The following is a 20004-nucleotide window of genomic DNA, read 5'->3' as shown; positions in this document are numbered from 1 at the left end:
CGCCCCGCCAGCTCCCGGTCCCTGCCTAACGGGGGTCGGGAGCATGATGTCCTCATTGCCCCAGCCCGGCTGTCGAGATGAGCAATAGCGAACGTCCCAACCAGCTTTTCCGTAACCTCAATGCGAAGATCGCATCGATTCCGATGGTGCTCACCGCGCTTGTGGTGTTCGTCGGCGGCACGGCCTGGACGGTTCTCTACTCCTTCACCAATTCGAAGCTGCTGCCACGGCTCAACTTCGTCGGCCTCGACCAGTATCATCGGTTGTGGGCGACGCCGCGCTGGCTGATCTCGATCGAGAACCTCCTGATCTACGGCGTGATCTCGCTGGTGTTCTCGCTGGTGATCGGCTTCGTCCTGGCGGCGCTCCTCGACCAGAAGATCCGCTTCGAGGATACGTTCCGCACCATCTTCCTCTATCCCTTCGCGCTCTCCTTCATCGTCACCGGGCTGGTCTGGCAATGGCTGCTCAACCCGGATTTCGGCATCCAGCGCGTCGTGCGCGACCTTGGCTGGACGAGCTTCAGCTTCGACCCGCTTTATAATTCCAGCATCGTCATCTACGGCATTTCCATCGCCGCGCTCTGGCAGGGCACGGGGTTGATCATGTGCCTGATGCTTGCCGGCCTGCGCGGCATCGACGAAGACATATGGAAGGCGGCGCGGGTGGACGGCATCCCGATGTGGAAGACCTACCTGTTCATCGTCATCCCGATGATGCGGCCGGTCTTCATCACCACGCTGGTCATCATCGCCGCCGGCATCGTCAAGGTCTATGACCTCGTCGTGGCGCAGACCAGCGGCGGGCCGGGAATCGCCTCCGAAGTGCCGGCAAAATACGTCTACGACTACATGTTCTTCGCCCAGAATCTCGGCCAGGGTTTCGCCGCCTCGACCATGATGCTGCTCTCGGTGATGATCGTCATCGTGCCATGGGCCTATCTCGAATTCGGAGGCCGCCGGCGTGGTTGATGTCGCTGCCTCCCCATCCGATGCGGGCGTCCTTCGGCGCGACGAAGCCGGGCCTGCCGGCGCGAAGCCGCGGCATGCGCTCTCGCGCCGCAACATCTTTCTCTACGGCACGCTGATCGTCGTGGCGCTCTATTACCTTTTGCCGCTCTACGTGATGATCGTCACGTCGCTGAAGGGCATGCCGGAAATCCGCCTCGGCAACATCTTCTCGCCGCCGGTGGAAATCACCTTCGAACCCTGGGTGAAAGCCTGGGCGACCGCCTGCACCGGCCTCAACTGCGACGGGCTCTCGCGCGGTTTCTGGAATTCGGTGCGCATCACCGTGCCGTCGGTGCTGCTGTCGATCGCGATCGCCTCGGTGAACGGCTATGCCTTGGCCAACTGGCGCTTCAAGGGCGCCGACACCTTCTTCATCATCCTGATCGTCGGCGCCTTCATCCCCTACCAGGTGATGATCTACCCGATCGTCATCATCCTGCGCGAGATCGGCATATACGGCACCCTGACCGGCCTTGTGATCGTGCATTCGATCTTCGGCATGCCGATCCTGACGCTCTTGTTCCGCAACTATTTCACGTCGATGCCGGAGGAACTGTTCCGCGCGGCGCGCGTCGACGGCGCCGGCTTCTGGGGCATTTATCTGCGCATCATGCTGCCGATGTCGCTGCCGATCTTCGTCGTCGCCATCATCCTGCAGGTCACCGGCATCTGGAACGACTTCCTGTTCGGCGTCGTCTACACGCGCCCCGACACCTATCCGATGACGGTGCAGCTCAACAACATCGTCAATTCGGTGCAAGGCGTGAAGGAATACAATGTCAACATGGCGGCCACCATCCTGACCGGCCTTGTGCCGCTCATGGTCTATTTCATTTCCGGCAAGCTCTTCGTGCGCGGCATCGCGGCCGGCGCAGTGAAAGGATGATGATGGCAGCGGCAATCGCCAATCCCAGCGTTTCAATCCAGGACCTGTCGCTCAATTTCGGTGTGATGTCGGTGCTGAAGACGCTCAATCTCGACGTCGCCGAGGGCGAGTTCATCGTGCTTCTGGGACCGTCCGGCTGCGGCAAATCCACCTTGCTCAACTGCATAGCCGGCCTGCTCGACATTTCGGAAGGTCGCATCTTCATCAAGGGCAAGAACGTCACCTGGGAGGAGCCTAAGGACCGCGGCATCGGCATGGTGTTCCAGTCCTACGCGCTCTATCCGCAGATGACGGTCGAGAAGAACCTGTCCTTCGGTCTGCGCGTTGCCGGCCTGGCCAAGGACGAGATCGCCAAGCGCATCGCACGCGCCGCCGAGATCCTGCAGATCGAGCCGCTGTTGCAGCGCAAGCCCTCGGCGCTCTCCGGCGGCCAGCGGCAGCGCGTGGCGATCGGGCGCGCGCTGGTGCGCGACGTCGACGTCTTCCTGTTCGACGAGCCGCTCTCCAATCTCGATGCCAAGCTGCGGGCGGAACTGCGGGTCGAGATCAAGCTGCTGCACCGCAAGCTCGAAAACACCATGATCTACGTCACCCACGATCAGATTGAGGCAATGACGCTCGCCGACCGCATCGCCGTGATGAAGGGCGGCGTCATCCAGCAGCTCGACGCGCCGCAGACCATCTACAACCGTCCGGTCAATCGCTTCGTTGCCGGCTTCCTCGGCTCGCCGGCGATGAACTTTGTCGACGGCCATTTGGAAAACGCGGATGGCGGCTGGCATTTTCTCGCCGATGGTCTGAAGATTCCACTCAGTACCTATAATTTCGATCGGCAGCCGGAACCCGGACCAGCCGTGTTCGGCATCAGGCCCGAACATGTGAGTCTGAACAGCGGCGCCGGCTGGCCATTCTCGGCGGCCAGCAAAGTCGAAGTGGTGGAACCTATGGGCTCCGACACGCTGGTCTGGCTGCAGCTCGCCCAACAGAAATTCAGCGTCCGGGTTACCTCGGAGCGCACGCCCCGGAATGATGAGGCGGTGACCGTCGGCTTCGATCCGATGCGCGCTTCGCTCTTCGATGCCCAGACCGGCAACCGCCTTTAACCTCCCAAGCAGAACGGACAGGACATGAACTGGTCATTCCAACTCTACAGCGCTCGCAATTTTCAACCATGGAACGACGTGGTGAAAATGCTCGGCGAGCTCGGCTACAGCCAGGTCGAAGGCTTTGGCGGCGTCTATGACGACCCGAAGGCGTTTCGCGCCGAGCTCGACAAGAACGGGCTTGCGATGCCGACCGGGCATTTCTCGATCGAGGCGCTGGAGAACGATTTCGACGGCGTGCGCAAGATCGCCGACGCGCTCGGCATCAGGCTTGTGATCTGCCCCTATCTGATGCCCGATCAGCGCCCGTCCGACGCCGCCGGCTGGCGCGGCTTCGGCGAGCGCCTCGCCAAGGTGGGCGAGGTGGCAAAAAAGGCCGGCTACGGCTTTGCCTGGCACAACCATGATTTCGAGTTCAAGGCGCTTGCGGACGGCTCGCTGCCGCAGGACCACATCCTGTCCGCGGCACCGGACATCGGCTGGGAAATGGACGTCGCCTGGGTGGTGCGCGGCGGCGCCGATCCGCTGCCCTGGATCGAGAAGCATGGCAAGCGGATCGTTGCCGTCCACGTCAAGGACATGGCGAAGCCGGGCGAGGGGCTGGACGAGGACGGCTGGTCCGATGTCGGTCACGGCACGATCGACTGGGCGGGCCTGTTCAAGACGTTGCGCGCCAAGAGCGCGGCGCAGTATTTCGTCATGGAGCAGGACAACCCCAACGACATCGAGCGCTATGCCCGCCGCTCAATCGCAGCAGCCAAGAGCTGGCAGGAGTAATCGAAATGGCAGAGAAACTTGGCATCGGCGTCATTGGCTGCGGCAACATCTCGAAGGCGTATTTTTCGCTGGCGCCGCTGTTCCGCGGCATCAAGATGCGCGCCTGCGCGGATATCAACATGGAGGCCGCGAAAGCGCGGGCGAAGGAGTTCAAGCTGCGCGCCGAGACGGTCAACGACCTGCTCAAGGACGACGAGATCGACATCATCGTCAACCTGACGGTTCCGGCGGTGCACTACGAAATCTCCAAAGCAGTGCTCGACGCCGGCAAGCATGTCTATTCAGAAAAGCCGTTCGTCTTGTCGATCGAGGAAGGGCTCGATCTCAAGAAACGGGCCGAGAAGAAGGGCCTGCGCATCGGTTCGGCGCCGGATACGTTCCTCGGCGGCGCGCACCAACTGGTCCGCGATCTCATCGATAGCGGCAAGCTGGGCGCGATCACAAGCGGCACCTGCCATGTGATGGGCCACGGCATGGAGCACTGGCACCCCAACCCGGATTTCTTCTTCCAGCCGGGCGCCGGCCCGGTACTCGACATCGGGCCATACTATGTCACCAACCTGATCCAGTTGATCGGGCCGGTGAAGCAGGTGGCCGCCTTCGCAACGACGCCGGCCAAGGAGCGCACCATCAGCTCCAAACCGCGGGCGGGCGAGAAGATCCCGGTGAACACGCCGACCACCATCCATGCGCTGCTCGAATTCGCGAATGGCGCGGTGATCACGCTCAACACCTCCTGGGACGTCTGGAGCCATGGCCACGCGCCGATGGAGCTCTACGGAGAATTGGGCACCGTCTTCGTGCCGGATCCGAATTTCTTCGGCGGCGATGTACGCTTCACCGACTCGGCCAAGCCGGTGAAGAAGCTGCCCAAGTGGAACCATCCGTTCGGCGTGCCGAACGAGATGCACGGCCAGGGCATGATGGCTAATTATCGCACCGCCGGCCTTGCCGACATGGCAATCGCGATTGGCGAAGGGCGGCCGCACCGCTGCTCGATGGAGCTGGCGCTGCACGCCGTCGATGTCATGACCGGCATCCTGCGCTCGGGCGAAAGCGGCAAATATGTCGCCATGCAGACGACCTGCGAGCGGCCGGCCGCGCTGGGCGTCAAGGACGCGAAGACGTTGCTGGCGAAGAAAAAGTAGGTGGCAACCCCTCTCCCCGTTCAGGCGGGGAGAGGGTAAGGGTTAGGGGCAAGCATCGATTCAAATCAGGTTGGCGATGGTCGCCGCGCCGTTTCGATCCCAAGGATTCCCTATGCCCTATGTCGCCGCCGAAAACCGCTACGAGAAGATGATCTATAACCGCTGCGGACGGTCCGGCCTGAAGCTGCCGGCGATCTCGCTTGGGCTATGGCACAATTTCGGCAACGATACGCCGCACAGGACCAAGCAGGCGATCGTGCGCAAGGCCTTCGACCTCGGCATCACGCATTTCGACCTCGCCAACAATTACGGCCCGCCGCCCGGCTCGGCGGAAACCGCGTTCGGCGAGATTCTGCGCACCGATTTCGCCGCCTACCGCGACGAGATGATCATCTCGACCAAGGCCGGTTACGAGATGTGGGCCGGTCCGTACGGCGAATGGGGCAGCCGCAAATATGTGCTCGCCAGCCTCGACCAGAGCCTCAAGCGCATGGGGCTCGACTATGTCGACATCTTCTATTCGCACCGTTTCGATCCCGAGACGCCGCTCGAAGAAACGATGGGCGCGCTCGACCACGCGGTGCGCTCGGGCAAGGCGCTCTATGCCGGCATCTCGTCCTACAATTCGCAGCGCACGCGGGAAGCAGCCGACATTTTGCGCCAGCTCGGCACGCCATGCCTCATCCACCAGCCGAGCTATTCGATGCTCAACCGCTGGGTCGAGGAGGATGGGCTGCTCGACACGCTGGAGGGGCTCGGCATCGGCTCGATCGTGTTCTCGCCGCTGGCGCAGGGCATGCTGACCGACAAATATCTCGGCGGCATCCCCGAGGGCAGCCGCGCATCCCAGGGCAAGTCGTTGCGACCGGCCTTCATCAACGACAAGTCGATCGCCAACATCAAGGCGCTCAACGCCATTGCCGGCCGCCGCGGCCAGACCTTGGCACAGATGGCGCTGGCCTGGGTGCTGCGCAAAGGCCGCGTGACCACGGCGCTGATCGGGGCCAGCCGGCCGGAACAGGTCGAGGATTGCGTCGGCTCGCTCAAGGCGCTCGAGTTCTCCGACGCCGAGCTCGCCGAGATCGACAGCCACGCCCGCGAGTCCGACATCAACCTCTGGGCGGCTTCGGCCGAACGCAAGGGGCGGCCGCGCAAGTAGCGATCAGCTGGCGAACCATCTCGTCGGGGCGCGCATCAGAAGGGATGCGCAGCTGCGGAAACAGTGGCAAAATCGCTAGTTCGTCGTTATCTCAGGGGAATTGAAGTCGTTCGCGAGATCTGCCGCGAGCGTCGATTGGGCGAACAAGATGACGGCAAGAGATGCGCTGACCAAGAACCAGCTCTGCGTGCTCGAGAAGCTCGAGGCGTCCAGCGGACCGCTCAGCGCCTATACTTTGCTCGACCAGCTGCGCGAGCGCGGTTTCCGCGCGCCGCTGCAGGTCTACCGGGCGCTCGACACGCTGGTGAAGTCCGGCTTCGTGCACCGGCTCGAAAGCCTAAACTCCTTCGTCGCCTGCGCCGAGCCGCACGACCACAGTCATTCAATGACGGCCTTCGCCATCTGCGACAATTGCGGCCAGGTGACCGAGATGTCCGACCACGATGTCGATCACCGGCTGGACGAATGGGTGCGCTCGACGGGATTTGCCGCCAAGAAGGCGGTGATCGAGTTTCGCGGTGTGTGCGCCAAGTGCAGGGCTGAGGCTGCTTGAGGCTCAGGTAGCCGGTTGATGCCGGCGCGAGGCACCCCCCTCTGTCCTGCCGGACATCTCCCCCGCAAGGGGGGAGATTAGCTGTCATCTCGGGTTTCGCTAACCTCCAACGTTACAGAACCAGCGGAGCGCGGAAGCTGCCAATCTCCCCCCTTGCGGGGGAGATGGCCGGCAGGCCAGAGGGGGGTGTGAAGGATCGCGGCGCTTGTCGCCCGACACCGTTAATGCGCCTCATCCCAATTATCCGCGGCCCGCGCATCGACATGCAGCGGCACCGACATCGAGACCGCCGGCATCGGCGCATTCTCCATCACCTTGCGCACCACGGGGATCGTCGCCTCCACCTCCGCTTCCACCGTCTCGAAGATCAGCTCGTCATGCACCTGCAACAGCATGCGGGCGGAGAGCTTCGCCTTGTCCAGCGCTTCTTCCATATGCACCATGGCGCGGCGAATAATGTCGGCGGCGGTGCCCTGGAGTCTGGCGTTGATCGAGGCGCGCTCGTTGAAAGCGCGCACCGACGGGTTGGAAGCCCTTATCTCCGGATAGTGGATGCGGCGGCCGAAGATCGTCTCGACGAAACCGTTCTCCCGCGCATAGGCCTTGGTCTCCTCGATATAGTCCCGGATGCCCGGAAAACGCTCGAAATAGCGTTTGATGTAGGCGCCCGCCTCCTCGCGCGGGATCGACAGCTGGTTGGCGAGGCCGAAGGCCGAGATGCCGTAGATGATGCCGAAATTGATCGCCTTGGCGCGCCGGCGCACTTCCGAAGGCATGCCTTCGACCGGCACATTGAACATTTCCGACGCGGTGATGGCATGAATGTCGGCGCCGTCGGCGAAGGCCTGCTTGAGCTGTGGGATCTCGGCGACATGGGCAAGCACGCGCAATTCGATCTGGCTGTAGTCGGCCGAGACCAGCTTGTGGCCTTTCTCAGCAATGAAGGCGGTCCTGATCTTGCGGCCTTCCGCCGTGCGCACCGGGATGTTCTGCAGATTGGGATCGGAGGATGACAGCCGCCCGGTGGTGGTTGCTGCCAGCGCATAGGAAGTGTGGACGCGATTGGTGCCGGGGTTGATGAAACCGGGCAGCGCGTCGGTATAGGTCGACTTCAGCTTGGTGAGCTGGCGCCAGTCGACGATCTTGCGCGGCAGCTCGTGGCCCTCGGCGGCGAGATCTTCTAAAAGCTGGGCCGAGGTCGACCATTGGCCGGTCTTGGTCTTCGAGCCGCCTGGCAGCCCCATCTTGCCGAACAATATGTCGCCGAGCTGTTTTGGCGAGCCGATGTTGATGCGCTCGCCGACGATCCCGTAGATCTCTTCCTCGACGCGGGCCGCGCCTTGAGCCAGCTCGCCGGAAAGCCGCGACAGGATCTGGCGGTCGACCGAGATGCCGCGCTGCTCCATGCGGGCAAGCACGGGCACAAGCGGCCTTTCCAGACGCTCATAGACGGAAACGAGGCCCTTGGCGGCAAGCCTCGGCTTCAGCACCCGCCAGAGCTGCAGCGCCAGGTCGGCCTGCTCGGCAGCGTAGGCGGTCGCGCGTTCGATATCGACCTGATCGAAGCCGATGGCGCTCTTGCCCGAGCCGGCGAGCTCCTTCTTCGAGGCCGGCGCGTGGCCGAGCCACTTCTCCGACAGCGAGACGAGGTCGTGACCGCCGGATGTGCCGGCATCGAGCACGTAGGAGATCAGCATCGTGTCGTCGAACGGACCGATCTCGATGCCGTGCCGGCTCATCACGACAATGTCGTATTTCATATCCTGGACGATCTTGAGGACCGATCGGTCCTCAAGCAGCGGCTTCAGCAGCGCCAGCGCCTTGCGGACCGGGATCTGGTTCTCCAGCATGCCGCCGCCGAGCAGGTCGCCATTGCCGCTCTTGTGGGCAAGCGGCACATAGACGGCGCGGCCAGGCGCGAGCGCCATGGACAGGCCGATCAGGTCCGCCCGCATCGGGTCGGACGAGCTGGTCTCGGCGTCGAACGCAAGGACACCGGCCTCGCGGGCTTCGGCTATCCAGGCCTCGAGCGCGGCCGTGTCGCGAATGGGCGCATAGGCCGAAGGGTCGATCTTGCGGGCGGCTGCCTGCTCCAGCCGCAGGGCAGAGAGGAGCGATGGGGTATCGCCTTGCGGCGGCGCGTCCTCGCCCCTGACCGGCGCAGCCGGTTTTATGGCGTCGCCCTGTGTGGACGCGATCGGCCTTGGCACCGGCGGCGCGCCGGCGCCGACATCGGGGCCATGCGCGGTATCGGCGCGCTCGATGGTGACGGCGGTGGCCTGGACGTCGCCAATGTCGGTTGCGGTCGCTTCGGCGACGCGTCGGGTCAGTGTGGTGAACTCCATCGTCTTCAGGAAGCCGATCAGCTTCGGGCCATCCGGCGCATGCAGGACAAGATCGTCCAGCCCTTCCTTCAGCGGCACGTCGTTCTTCAACGTCACCAACTCGCGCGAGATGCGCGCCTTGTCGGCATTGGCGATGATGGTCTCGCGCCGTTTCTCCTGCTTGATCTCCGAAGCGCGCGCCAGCAGCCCGTCAAGGTCGCCGAACTGTTCCAGCAATTGCGCCGCGGTCTTCGGGCCGATACCCGGCACCCCCGGAACATTGTCGACCGAGTCGCCGGTCAGCGCCTGCAGGTCGATCATCTTTTCGGGCGGCACGCCCCATTTCTCGATCACCTCGGGAATGCCGATCTGGCGATCCTTCATCGGGTCGTACATGCCGACCGTCGGACCGACCAACTGCATCAGATCCTTGTCGGAGGAGATGATGGTGGTATCAGCGCCGGCTTCGCAAGCCAGCCGGCAATAAGTCGCGATGATATCGTCGGCTTCAAAACCCTCTGTCTCTATGCAAGGGACATTGAAGGCTGCGGTCGCCTGGCGGATCAGCCCGAATTGCGGGATCAGGTCTTCCGGCGGCGCAGAGCGGTTGGCCTTGTATTCGGGGTAGAGATCGCTGCGGAAGGTTTTCGACGAATAATCGAAGATGACGGCGAAATGCGTCGGCACCACGCCGACATCGGTGTTGCGGGCGTCCTGCATCAGCTTCCACACCATGTTGCAGAAGCCGAGCACGGCGCTGGTCGGCAGGCCGTCGGATTTGCGGTTGAGCGGCGGCAGCGCGTGATAGGCGCGGAAAATGTAGCCGGAGCCGTCGACGAGGAAGAGGTGATCGCCTTTTTTCATGCCGGCAGGGATAGCGCGGCCCGGCTTCGCGGTCCATGGCTAAGGCTGTGGAACCCACCGGTTCGGGCAACACCCCTGACACATCCTGTCCGGCTGGAAATTTGCCGCTCACGGGTATGTTACAAAAGTGTAATTTTCGTGCCCTTGAATCGCCATGTTCACAGACCCAAATACACGTCATCGGCAGTTTTTCGCCGAAGTCCGGAGTAAGGCCCGTCCCCCGCCTATCCCGGGCAAACTGCGGCAGCCTATCCCCCCTCTCCGGGCTGCCGCAACGTTTCGAGTAGAGACCGCCGTGGTTCCCCCTCCACCACGGCGGTTCTTTTTTGCCTTCATGCAAGCCTTTGCCGCTTGGTCCAATGATCGCGGGCTTTTCGTTTTCGGCATGGCCCTTTAGGGTCTGCCCAAAATCGAAAGGCAAAAAGCATGTCCAGAATTTCCCCCGTCCTCGACCGTCTCGACCAGAATCTCGACCAGAGCCTGGAGCGGCTGTTCGGCCTGCTCGGCATCAAGTCGATCTCCACCGATCCGGCCTTTGCCGCCGATTGCCGCGCGGGCGCCGAATGGCTGGTCGCCGAGCTCAAGCTGATCGGCTTCGACGCCAGTGTGCGCGATACGCCCGGACATCCGATGGTGGTGGCGCATCATGAGGGACCGGCGGGCGCGCCGCATGTGCTGTTCTACGGCCACTATGACGTCCAGCCGGTCGATCCGATCGAATTGTGGGAAACCGATCCGTTCGCGCCGTCGATCAAGGAGATCGAGCCCGGCCGCAAAGTGATCACCGGCCGCGGCTCGGCCGACGACAAGGGGCAGCTGATGACCTTCGTCGAGGCCTGCCGCGCGTGGAAGCAGGTGCATGGCAACCTGCCTTGCCGCGTCACCATCCTGTTCGAAGGCGAGGAGGAATCCGGCTCGCCGTCGCTGAAGCCGTTCCTAGAAGCCAACGCGGCCGAGCTGAAGGCGGATTTCGCGCTGGTCTGCGACACCAGCATGTGGAACCGCGAGACGCCGTCGATCTGCGTGTCGCTGCGCGGCATGGTTGGCGAGGAGATCACCGTCAAGGCGGCCAACCGCGACCTGCATTCGGGCCTCTATGGCGGTCCCGCCGCCAATCCGATCCGCATCCTGGCCAAGGTGTTGGCCGACATCCACGACAAGGACGGTCGCGTCACCATTGCGGGCTTCTATGACGGCGTCGAGGAGACGCCTTCGCAGGTGCTGAAATCCTGGGACGGGCTCGGCGAGACGGCCGAGACCTTCCTCGGACCGGTCGGCCTCTCCATTCCGGCCGGCGAAAAGGGACGCTCGGTGCTCGAGCTCACCTGGGCGCGGCCGACGGCGGAATTCAACGGCATCATCGGCGGTTATACCGGCAAGGGTTTCAAGACGGTGATCGCGGCGCAAGCGTCGGCGAAAGTGTCGTTCCGGCTCGTTCACAAGCAGGATCCGAAGAAGATCCGCGCCGCCTTCCAGACCTTCGTGCGCGAGCGCATCCCGGCCGATTGCTCGGTCGAATTCCACCCGCATGGCGGCTCGCCGGCGATCCAGCTTTCCTACGACTCTCCATTCCTAGCCAAGGCCAAGGATGCGCTGTCCGACGAATGGGAGAAGCAGGCGGTCACCACCGGCGGCGGCGGCTCCATTCCCGTGGTCGGCGATTTCCAGACCTATCTCGGCATGGAATCGCTGCTGGTCGGCTTCGGCCTCGACGACGACCGCATCCATTCGCCGAACGAGAAGTATGAGCTGACCTCGTTCCATAAGGGGCAGCGGTCCTGGGCGCGCATTCTCGACGCGCTGACCCGCTGAGCGAAAATCACGAAAACCTTGAAATTCAACTTTCTGTTGATTTTTCTTCGGATCGCGGCGAGGACGAATTAGCTAGCGCGAAGTGCCGCGGCGTTGCGAGGATGCGCAACGCCGCAGCCGCGACCGGGAGAAGAGAATGACCGATATCCGTTTCCACAAAAACGATCTGCCCGACCTGTCGCGATACAATGTCGGGGCGGTGGCCATCGACACGGAAACGCTGGGGCTCAACCCGCATCGCGACCGGCTCTGTGTGGTGCAGATTTCGCCCGGCGACGGCAGCGCCGATGTCATCCAGATCGCACCAGGCCAGAAGGAGGCGCCGAACCTCGCCAGCCTGCTGCGAAACAACACGATCACCAAGCTGTTTCACTATGGCCGCTTCGACATCGCCGTGCTCTACCATGCCTTCGGCGTGATGGCCGAGCCGGTGTTCTGCACCAAGATCGCCTCACGGCTCACCCGCACCTATACCGACCGCCACGGGCTGAAGGATCTCTGTGGCGAACTGCTCGGCATCGGGCTGTCCAAGGTGCAGCAATCCTCCGACTGGGCGGCCGAGACGCTCTCGCCCGAACAGCTCGAATATGCCGCCTCGGACGTGCTCTACCTGCACAGGTTGCGCGAGGTGCTGGGCGCGCGCCTGGCGCGCGAGAACCGCACCAAGGAGGCGGACGCCTGCTTCCGTTTCCTGCCGACGCGCGCCAAGCTCGACCTGATGGGCTGGGCGGAGGAAGATATTTTCGCGCATAGTTGAGGGACGAAGGTCCGTCGACCCAGCCCGTGGAGAAGTGAAATGGCAGAGCGCAAACCGATCGCGAGCGCGCCCAAGGACGGCTCCAAGGTAACGATCATGTGGAAGGACCGCGACGGCGTCGTCAACGAATCCGTCGGGCAATATCGCGACGGCGGCTGGTGGGTCTACACCGACAGCGACACGCAGAAGAAAGTCGAACCGACGAGCTGGCGGCCGGCAACCGATGATGGGGACGACGGCCAGTAGGCGATCCTCACCTGACAATTTCAGGGCGGGTGCGAGGCTTGGCCGCAACAAGGGGGCGCAATGAGACAGAACACGCTCTATCTCATCATCGGGGCGCTGGTCGCGGTTGTCATCGCGCTCGGCATCTATGTCTATCGCGAGCAGACCAGGCCGAAAGGCGTCGAGCTCAAGATCGACGACAAAGGCATTTCGATCCAGCAGAATTGACCATGTGGCCAGCCGGGAGACCGGCGCGGTGAGGGGCTAGACCGGCTTTGCGAGACGACATTGCGCCGGGGGGATTTCGGCCGGAGATACAGGGGCTGCGCGGGCTTGCCGTCGCCTTTGTGGTGATTTTCCACATCTGGCCGGCAGCGCTTCCCGGCGGCTATGTCGGGGTCGATATCTTCTTCGTCATCTCCGGCTTCCTCATCACCGGCCTGCTCACCCGCATGGCGCTCAGCGAAGACGGCATCTCGCTGGTCGGCTTTTACACGCGTCGGGTCAGGCGGCTGCTGCCGGCGGCGATCGTCGCGCTCCTGGTCACGCTCGCTGGAACGCTGCTGTTCGTGTCGGACGCATGGTGGGAAGAAACCGCCAAACAAGTGATCGCAAGCGCGCTCTACATGCAGAACTGGCGGCTTGCCGAACAGGCCGTGGATTATCTCGGCGCCGAGGACGCGCCGAGCCCCGTGCAGCATTTCTGGTCGCTGTCGATCGAGGAGCAGTTCTACATCGTCTGGCCGCTGCTGATGATGACGGCGCTGTGGTGGGCCAGGCGTCGCGGATATTCGCCGATGCAGACGCTCGTCTTTCTGCTCGGCGTGGTCATGGCGGGCTCGCTCGCGGCTTCCGTCGCTCTCACCCGATCCGATCCGGCTTGGGCCTATTTCGTCACCCACACGCGGGTCTGGGAGCTGGCCCTCGGCGGGCTGCTGGCGCTGACCTCCGACCGCTTCCGGCCAAACGGCCGCGTGCGGACAGCGATGGTTCTCGCCGGCATCTTGGCGGCGCTCGCATCGGCGATGCTGTTTTCAAGGTCGACCGATTTTCCGGGTTTCAAGGCGCTGCTGCCGACACTCGGCACGATCTTGATCATTGCGGCCGGCAGCGTACGCATGGGCCGCTTCCGCGGCCTCGACATCGCCATGCTGCGCTATATCGGCGATCGCTCCTATTCGATCTACCTGTGGCATTGGCCGCTGATCATTTTTTACGCCGCGCAGCGCGGCGCGATCGGCCTTGTTGATGGTGTTCTGCTGATCGTCGTCACCCTGATGGTTTCCGAACTCTCCTACCGCTTCGTCGAACAGCCCTATCGCCATTCGCGCTCGTCCCGGGCATGGCGGCCACTGATCGACGGCACGGTGGCGGTGGGGTTGTGCGTGGCGGTGGCCGGCGGACTCGTCTACGCGATCGACCGGCAGCCCATCGACACCAACCTGATCGGAACGCCGAATTATCCGGGACCTGCGGCCTTGCTGGCGAACGCTGTCGTCCCCCAGGGCGTCAAGCCGCTGCCGCCTTTGAGCAAGATCGGCAGCGACGTGCCCGTCATCTACAGGATGAAGTGTCATCAGCAGCAGAAGGGAACCGACGCGACCGGTTGCCTGCTCGGCGACCCGGCGGGGACGAGGACCATTGTCGTGATGGGCGATTCCCACGCGGCGCAATGGGTGCCGGCTGTCGACAAAATCGCCAAAGACAGAAAATGGAGGCTCGTCACCTTCACCAAGGCGGCATGCCCGGTAACCCGGGTCACCATCCTTGAAGACGGCAAGCCGTATCAGCAATGCGCGCTGTGGCGGGAGAAAGTTCTCGCCGAAATCGCCAAATTGAAGCCCGATTTCGTGATCACCAGCCAGAGCAACTATACCAGCGTTGCCCAGGATGCGATGATTGAGGGATTGCGCAGCGTCTGGGGCGAGCTCACAAGTCAGGGCGTGCGCGTCGTCGCCATCCGCAACACGCCTTTCAGCCTGTTCGACCCGCGCACCTGCCTGGGCACGGACCCGGCCAAATGCATCAATCCGCGCGCGGAGGTCGAACGGGAAAACATCTACGCGCTCGCCGCCCGGTCAATGGCCGGGGTGACCTTGGTCGACATGAACGATGCGCTATGCAGCAAGGACAGCTGCCCGGCGGTGGTCGGCAACATCGTCGTGCTGCGCGACAACCATCACCTAACGGCAACCTACGCGCTGGCGCTGGCTCCCTACCTGGCCAAGGCAGCTGGATTTTGAGCAACGTCGCAATGAGACTGCCGCAGGGCCGTCGACCTGGCTGCGAACGACACCGCGAGACCGTTGGATTCAGAAAATCCTAAGGGTTTTCAAAAGGCTGCATAAACCCTGCTTTAACCCGCCCTTAAATCGCCGCATCTAGTCTTCAACCCGAACGCCATCGGCACCCGGGGGCAGGCTAGCAAGAGCGCATGGCGAACCGCAGAGACAGTCGCATCGAACCGAGCTTCGAGGGGGCGCCGCGGGCGAAATCCTCCGAAGGCTTTTCGGTGAGCGAGGAGGATCGCGTCGTGCCGCGCAGCCGTAAATCCACTGCAAAGGGCAGATCCGCAAAGAAATCACGCGGTCGCGGCCGCGACCGCAGCCGGCGGGGCTTGCTCGGCATCGCCACCCGCCTGGTCTACTGGTGCTTCGTGTTCTGTATCTGGGGCGGCATCGCGGCTGCCGGCATCGTCGTCTATTACGGCGCCAAGATGCCGGCGGCGACCACCTGGTCGATCCCCGACCGCGCGCCCAACATCAAGATCGTGTCGGTCGATGGCGGGCTGATCGCCAATCGCGGCATGTCGGGCGGCGAGGCCGTCGGCCTGCACGAAATGTCGCCTTATATCCCCGAGGCGGTCGTCGCCATCGAGGACCGCCGCTTCTATTCGCATTTCGGCATCGATCCGATCGGGCTTTCACGCGCCATGGTCACCAACGTTCTCGGCGGCCATTTCTCGCAGGGCGGCTCGACGCTGACGCAGCAGTTGGCCAAGAACCTGTTCCTGACGCCGGACCGCACGCTGGAGCGCAAGGTGCAGGAAGTGCTGCTCGCGCTCTGGCTCGAACACAAGCACAGCAAGGACCAGATCCTCGAAATGTACCTCAACCGGGTCTATTTCGGATCCGGCGCCTATGGCGTGGAAGCGGCTTCGCGGCGCTATTTCGGCAAGAGCGCGCGCGACGTGAGCCTTTCGGAGGCAGCACTGCTGGCGGGGCTGCTCAAGGCACCGTCCAAGCTTTCGCCGGCGCGCGACCCGAAGGCGGCCGAGGAGCGGGCGCAGCTCGTGCTCGCGGCCATGCGCGCGGAAGGCAAGATCAGCGACAAGGAATACAAGGTGGCGCTGAGCGCGCCGGCGACGCGCGCGCCGTCCTACTGGACCGGCTCCGAGAATTATGTCGCCGACACAGTGATGGAGGAGCTTCCCGATCTCATCGGCGACGTGCGCGGCGACATCATCGTCGACACCACTGTCGACTTGACCCTGCAGAAGCTTGCCGAACAGTCGATCCGCCGGCTGATCGACGAAAGCGGCAAGAAGCTCAACGTCAGCCAAGGCGCGCTGGTGTCGATCGACGATTCCGGCGCGGTGCGCGCCATGGTCGGCGGCTATGATTATTCCACCAGCCAGTTCGACCGCGCCTCGGAAGCGCGCCGGCAGCCGGGCTCGGCCTTCAAGCCGTTCGTCTACATGGCGGCGCTGGAGGCCGGCCGCACGCCGGACAGCATCCGCAACGACGCGCCGATCAAAATCGGCAAATGGACGCCGGACAATTACGGCGGCAAATATTACGGCAAGGTGACGCTGGCGACGGCGCTGGCCAAGTCGCTGAACTCAGTGGCGGCGCAGCTCACCATGGAAGTCGGGCCCGACGCGGTGGTGGAAGCCGCGCATCGCATGGGCATCCAGTCCGACCTGCAGGCCAACACCTCGATCGCGCTCGGCACCTCGGAGGTGACGCCGCTGGAGCTGACTTCCGCCTACGTTCCGTTCGCCAATGGCGGCTACAAGCCGGACGTCCATTTCATCCGCCGCATCACCACCGGCGAGGGCAAGGTGCTTTACGAGAACAGCGGCGGCAGCGCGCCGCGCGTCGTCAAGGCCGACACCGTCGGCATGATGAATTCGATGATGACTGGCACGGTCGAGATCGGCACCGCCAAGAAGGCGGCCTTCAATTGGCCGTCGGCCGGCAAGACCGGCACCAGCCAGAACTCGCGCGACGCCTGGTTCGTCGGCTACACCGCCAATCTCACGACGGGCGTGTGGTTCGGCAATGACGACGGCAGCCCGATGAAGAAGGTCACCGGCGGCGCCCTGCCGGCGCAGGCCTGGCACGAATTCATGGTGGCCGCGCATGAGGGCGTGCCGGTGCGGCCGCTGCCCGGCACCTGGAAGTCGACGCCATCCGACACGATCGTGCCGGACGAGATCCCGTCGGCGGACGCCTCGCAGCCGCCGCCTGCGCCGCCGGCGGCCGTCGGCCAGTCACAGCCTGCTGCTCGATCGCAGCCTGTCGCCCAGGCGCCCGCACGCCCAGTGCGGACCGCGCGACCTGCCGAGACGGTCGATGCCGCCGGCTTCGATATGCCGAGCGACAGCGGCGAGACCGCCTCGATCAAGCATCCGGTGCCGCCTGGCAATGTCGGCGGCCCGACGAAAAAGCGCCAGACTTCGATCCTCGATATTCTGGGCGGCGGTTAGAGCGGCAACTTCACCTCTCGCAATGGCAAGCGCCTTCGGCTACATGTCCGGCCGGAGACAAAACCATGGCCGAGACCGACAGCAGAAAAACAATCGTGCTCACCGGCGCCAGCCGCGGCATCGGCCATGCGACGGTGAAGCGCTTTTCGCGCGAGGGCTGGCGCGTCATCACCTGCTCGCGCCAGGCCTTCGCCGAGGATTGCCCGTGGCCGGCCGGTCCCGAGGACCACATCAAGGTCGACCTCGCCGACCAGGAGGATGTCGGCATCGCCGTTTCGGAAATTCGTCACCGGCTGGAGGCGCATGGCGGGCAGCTGCACGCCCTGGTCAACAACGCCGGCATTTCGCCGAAGCTGAAAGACGGCAGGCGCATGGACTCGATCGAGACGCCGATGCATGTCTGGCGCGACGTGTTCCAGGTCAATTTCTTCGCGCCGATCATGCTGGCAAGGGGGCTGTTCAAGGAACTCGCCGCTGCCAAGGGCTCGATCGTCAATGTCACCTCGATCGCCGGCACACGTGTGCATCCGTTCGCCGGCACGGCCTATGCCACATCGAAAGCGGCGCTCGGCTCGCTGACGCGCGAGATGGCGCATGATTTCGGCCCGCACGGCATCCGCGTCAACGCGATCGCGCCGGGCGAGATCGACACCGCGATCCTTTCGCCCGGCACCGACAGAATAGTCGAGACGATCCCGCTGAGACGGCTGGGCGCCACTTCGGAAGTGGCCGACATCATCTTCTTCCTGTGCTCGGGCCAGGCGTCCTACGTGACCGGCTCGGAAATCCACATCAATGGCGGCCAGCACGTTTGATTGGCTGACTTCAGGTCATGGTGACAACGGCCTTGCCGCTGAAGCTGCGTTGCCGCAACGCGTCCAGGGCCCGGCCGATCTCCGTCCACGGCACGGTCATGGCCACGCGCGTTTCGAGCCTGCCGGCCGCGACAAGATCGAGCAGCGCGGCGATGTCGGCGCCGATGGCTGAACCGGACGTGTAATAGGCGAAGGTCTGAAGCCTCGCGCCTTCGTGGCCCGGAACGAACTGACGGAAACCGATCGGCGTGAGCTCGCCGCTGCTCGAACCGAACATGACGATGGTCCCGCCGGGCGCGATGCGTTCGATCGCATCGGCGAGGCTTTTGCCGCCGACCGATTCGGTGATCAGCGAAAAGGATCCCTCGGCCAGTTCGATCGACTCGACGACCTGCCCGGCGCCCAGATCGCGAAGGTCATCGTGATGCCGCGCCGAAGCGACCGCTGTCACTGAAGCGCCTTGCTCGCTGGCGATCTGGACCTGGAAGCGGCCGACCGCGCCGCTTGAGCCGGTGATCAGGACCTGCTGTCCGGCGAGATCGCCGCCATGGCGCAAGGTTCTCAGCGCCGTCGTGCCCGCGACCGGAAGCGTGGCTGCGGACGCGAAGCTGACCGCGTCCGGCATAACGGCAAGACAATCGGTCGGAACCGCGACCCGTTCGGCCCAGCCGGCCTGGTCGACCAAGGCGGCAACGCGCGTGCCCGCGGTCGGGCCCGAGCCATCGGCCGCCGCGCGCTCGACAATGCCGGCGATGTCCTGGCCAGGTATCCACCCGTCAGGTCGGATGCCGAGCAGGCGCAGCTCGCCACGATTTAACGATGTTGCATGAACTGCCACCAACGCTTCATTTCCATTGCAGTTTGGGTGATCGACCTCGGTGAGCTTCAGCCGGTCGGAGCTGTCGGAAGAGATGGCGAGAGCGAGCATGGGCCCATCCTTTTGAAACTGGCGTTTGGGAGTCGCGATCGATTGACGAATTGGCTGGAGCCTATCGACTTTCCTGGTTGAAGAATTTAGAGATAAGGCCAGATGATCGCTGAAAGCAGTCAAGGATAGACAGCCGCTTCGCTGGCCCTGGCTGGATTTCGACGTCGACGACGTGGCTGCGCCGGCGATGGCCGTTGGCGTCGATGTCACCGAGACCAGGGCCGAGGCGCGTGAGCATTGGCACCGCAAGGGGCAGCTCGTCTTCGCGCTCGGCGGCGGCGTCACCTGCCGCGTTCCGAGCGGGCTTTGGATGGTGCCGCCGCATTGCGGGGTGTGGGTGCCGAGCCGCATGGAACACAGCAACATCGCGACGGCGAATGCGCGGATTTTCTTCGTCTATATCGAGCCCGGCGCCGCCGACCTGCCGGACCGGTGCTGCACGCTTTCGATCTCGCCGCTGCTGCGCGAGTTGATCATCGAACTGTCGGAGTGCGCGCCGAACGATGCACGCGGCAACTTCCTGGGAAGCGTGCTGCTCGCGGAACTGCCGCGTATGCCTGTGCAGCAATTGCATTTGCCGATCTCGGCCGAGCCGCGGCTGCGGCGGATCGCCGAAGCGCTGGCCGACGACCCCGCCGATCGCAGCACGTTGGCGCAATGGGCCGGCCGCGTCGCGCTCAGCGAGAGCAGCCTGGCGCGGCTCGTTGTGAAGGAGACGGGCCTGAGTTTCGGACGCTGGCGCCAGCAGCTGCATCTGATCGTGGCACTTAGGGAGTTGTCTTCCGGCGCCAGCGTGCAGCAGGTGTCGGGCGATCTCGGCTATGAATCCGTGACCGCTTTCATCACCATGTTCAAAAAGGCGCTGGGCAAGCCGCCGGCAAAATACCTCAGCGACATCGCGCAGAATGGCGGCTTTGCGTTCCTGGCCTGAC

17 protein-coding genes are annotated in these 20004 nt (G+C 63.8%); 15 read left to right on the top strand and 2 right to left on the bottom strand.

The window, feature by feature from the left end:
- Window positions 1-77 precede the first annotated feature (77 nt).
- From LB535_RS21915 to LB535_RS21885, 7 genes are all read left to right on the top strand, one after another.
- A complete protein-coding gene (locus LB535_RS21915; protein ID WP_140544557.1) occupies window positions 78-971 on the top strand; it encodes a carbohydrate ABC transporter permease in 894 nt (297 codons plus the stop codon).
- A complete protein-coding gene (locus tag LB535_RS21910) occupies window positions 964-1896 on the top strand; it encodes a carbohydrate ABC transporter permease (protein ID WP_224633655.1) in 933 nt (310 codons plus the stop codon). Before LB535_RS21915 ends, LB535_RS21910 begins: the two co-directional genes overlap by 8 nt.
- A gap of 2 nt (window positions 1897-1898) precedes the next feature.
- A complete protein-coding gene (locus LB535_RS21905) occupies window positions 1899-2999 on the top strand; it encodes an ABC transporter ATP-binding protein (RefSeq protein ID WP_224633762.1) in 1101 nt (366 codons plus the stop codon).
- Between the two features lie 24 nt (window positions 3000-3023).
- The gene (locus tag LB535_RS21900) at window positions 3024-3776 is read left to right on the top strand and encodes a sugar phosphate isomerase/epimerase family protein (protein WP_224633654.1); all 753 of its coding nucleotides are present in this window, start codon (window positions 3024-3026) and stop codon (window positions 3774-3776) included.
- A 5-nt stretch (window positions 3777-3781) separates the two neighbouring features.
- The gene (locus LB535_RS21895; RefSeq protein ID WP_224633653.1) at window positions 3782-4924 is read left to right on the top strand and encodes a Gfo/Idh/MocA family protein; all 1143 of its coding nucleotides are present in this window, start codon (window positions 3782-3784) and stop codon (window positions 4922-4924) included.
- A 112-nt stretch (window positions 4925-5036) separates the two neighbouring features.
- Window positions 5037-6083 (top strand): L-glyceraldehyde 3-phosphate reductase, encoded by a 1047-nt coding sequence (gene mgrA / locus LB535_RS21890; protein ID WP_224633652.1) that lies wholly within the window; start codon window positions 5037-5039, stop codon window positions 6081-6083.
- 148 nt (window positions 6084-6231) lie between these two features.
- Window positions 6232-6636 carry a Fur family transcriptional regulator gene (locus LB535_RS21885; RefSeq protein ID WP_041003614.1) on the top strand — a complete coding sequence of 135 codons (405 nt, stop codon included), beginning with the start codon at window positions 6232-6234 and terminating at the stop codon, window positions 6634-6636.
- A 221-nt stretch (window positions 6637-6857) separates the two neighbouring features.
- On the opposite strand, the gene polA is transcribed toward LB535_RS21885, so the two are convergent.
- Window positions 6858-9824, bottom strand: a complete 2967-nt coding sequence (polA, locus tag LB535_RS21880) for a DNA polymerase I (RefSeq protein WP_224630302.1) — start codon at window positions 9822-9824, stop codon at window positions 6858-6860.
- A 426-nt stretch (window positions 9825-10250) separates the two neighbouring features.
- Between polA and LB535_RS21875 the strand changes: the two genes are divergently transcribed.
- The 7 genes from LB535_RS21875 (at window position 10251) to LB535_RS21845 (ending at window position 18144) form a co-directional block, all read left to right on the top strand.
- Window positions 10251-11636, top strand: a complete 1386-nt coding sequence (locus LB535_RS21875; RefSeq protein WP_224633651.1) for a M20/M25/M40 family metallo-hydrolase — start codon at window positions 10251-10253, stop codon at window positions 11634-11636.
- A 136-nt stretch (window positions 11637-11772) separates the two neighbouring features.
- Entirely contained in the window at window positions 11773-12393 is a 621-nt protein-coding gene (locus LB535_RS21870; protein WP_095769235.1) for a ribonuclease D, read from the top strand.
- A gap of 39 nt (window positions 12394-12432) precedes the next feature.
- On the top strand, window positions 12433-12639 hold the full coding sequence (locus LB535_RS21865) for a hypothetical protein (protein ID WP_095769236.1): 207 nt from the start codon (window positions 12433-12435) through the stop codon (window positions 12637-12639).
- A 60-nt stretch (window positions 12640-12699) separates the two neighbouring features.
- Entirely contained in the window at window positions 12700-12846 is a 147-nt protein-coding gene (locus LB535_RS21860; RefSeq protein WP_140644594.1) for a hypothetical protein, read from the top strand.
- A gap of 47 nt (window positions 12847-12893) precedes the next feature.
- Window positions 12894-14861 carry an acyltransferase family protein gene (locus LB535_RS21855; RefSeq protein WP_224633650.1) on the top strand — a complete coding sequence of 656 codons (1968 nt, stop codon included), beginning with the start codon at window positions 12894-12896 and terminating at the stop codon, window positions 14859-14861.
- Window positions 14862-15052: 191 nt separating this feature from the next.
- Window positions 15053-17329 (top strand): transglycosylase domain-containing protein, encoded by a 2277-nt coding sequence (locus LB535_RS21850; protein ID WP_224633649.1) that lies wholly within the window; start codon window positions 15053-15055, stop codon window positions 17327-17329.
- Between the two features lie 65 nt (window positions 17330-17394).
- Window positions 17395-18144, top strand: coding sequence for an SDR family NAD(P)-dependent oxidoreductase (locus tag LB535_RS21845; protein ID WP_095769240.1), 750 nt, complete (start codon window positions 17395-17397; stop codon window positions 18142-18144).
- A 10-nt stretch (window positions 18145-18154) separates the two neighbouring features.
- On the opposite strand, the gene LB535_RS21840 is transcribed toward LB535_RS21845, so the two are convergent.
- A complete protein-coding gene (locus LB535_RS21840; protein WP_224633760.1) occupies window positions 18155-19072 on the bottom strand; it encodes a zinc-binding dehydrogenase in 918 nt (305 codons plus the stop codon).
- 187 nt (window positions 19073-19259) lie between these two features.
- Here LB535_RS21840 and LB535_RS21835 point away from each other — a divergent pair, with 187 nt between their 5' ends.
- Window positions 19260-20003, top strand: a complete 744-nt coding sequence (locus LB535_RS21835; RefSeq protein ID WP_224633648.1) for an AraC family transcriptional regulator — start codon at window positions 19260-19262, stop codon at window positions 20001-20003.
- Window position 20004 lies beyond the last annotated feature (1 nt).

Source organism: Mesorhizobium sp. CA10 (assembly GCF_020165285.1).
Classification (GTDB): Bacteria; Pseudomonadota; Alphaproteobacteria; order Rhizobiales; family Rhizobiaceae; genus Mesorhizobium.
The sequence above is the reverse complement of the archived record's forward strand: the minus strand, read 5'-3'. Positions and strand labels throughout refer to the sequence as shown.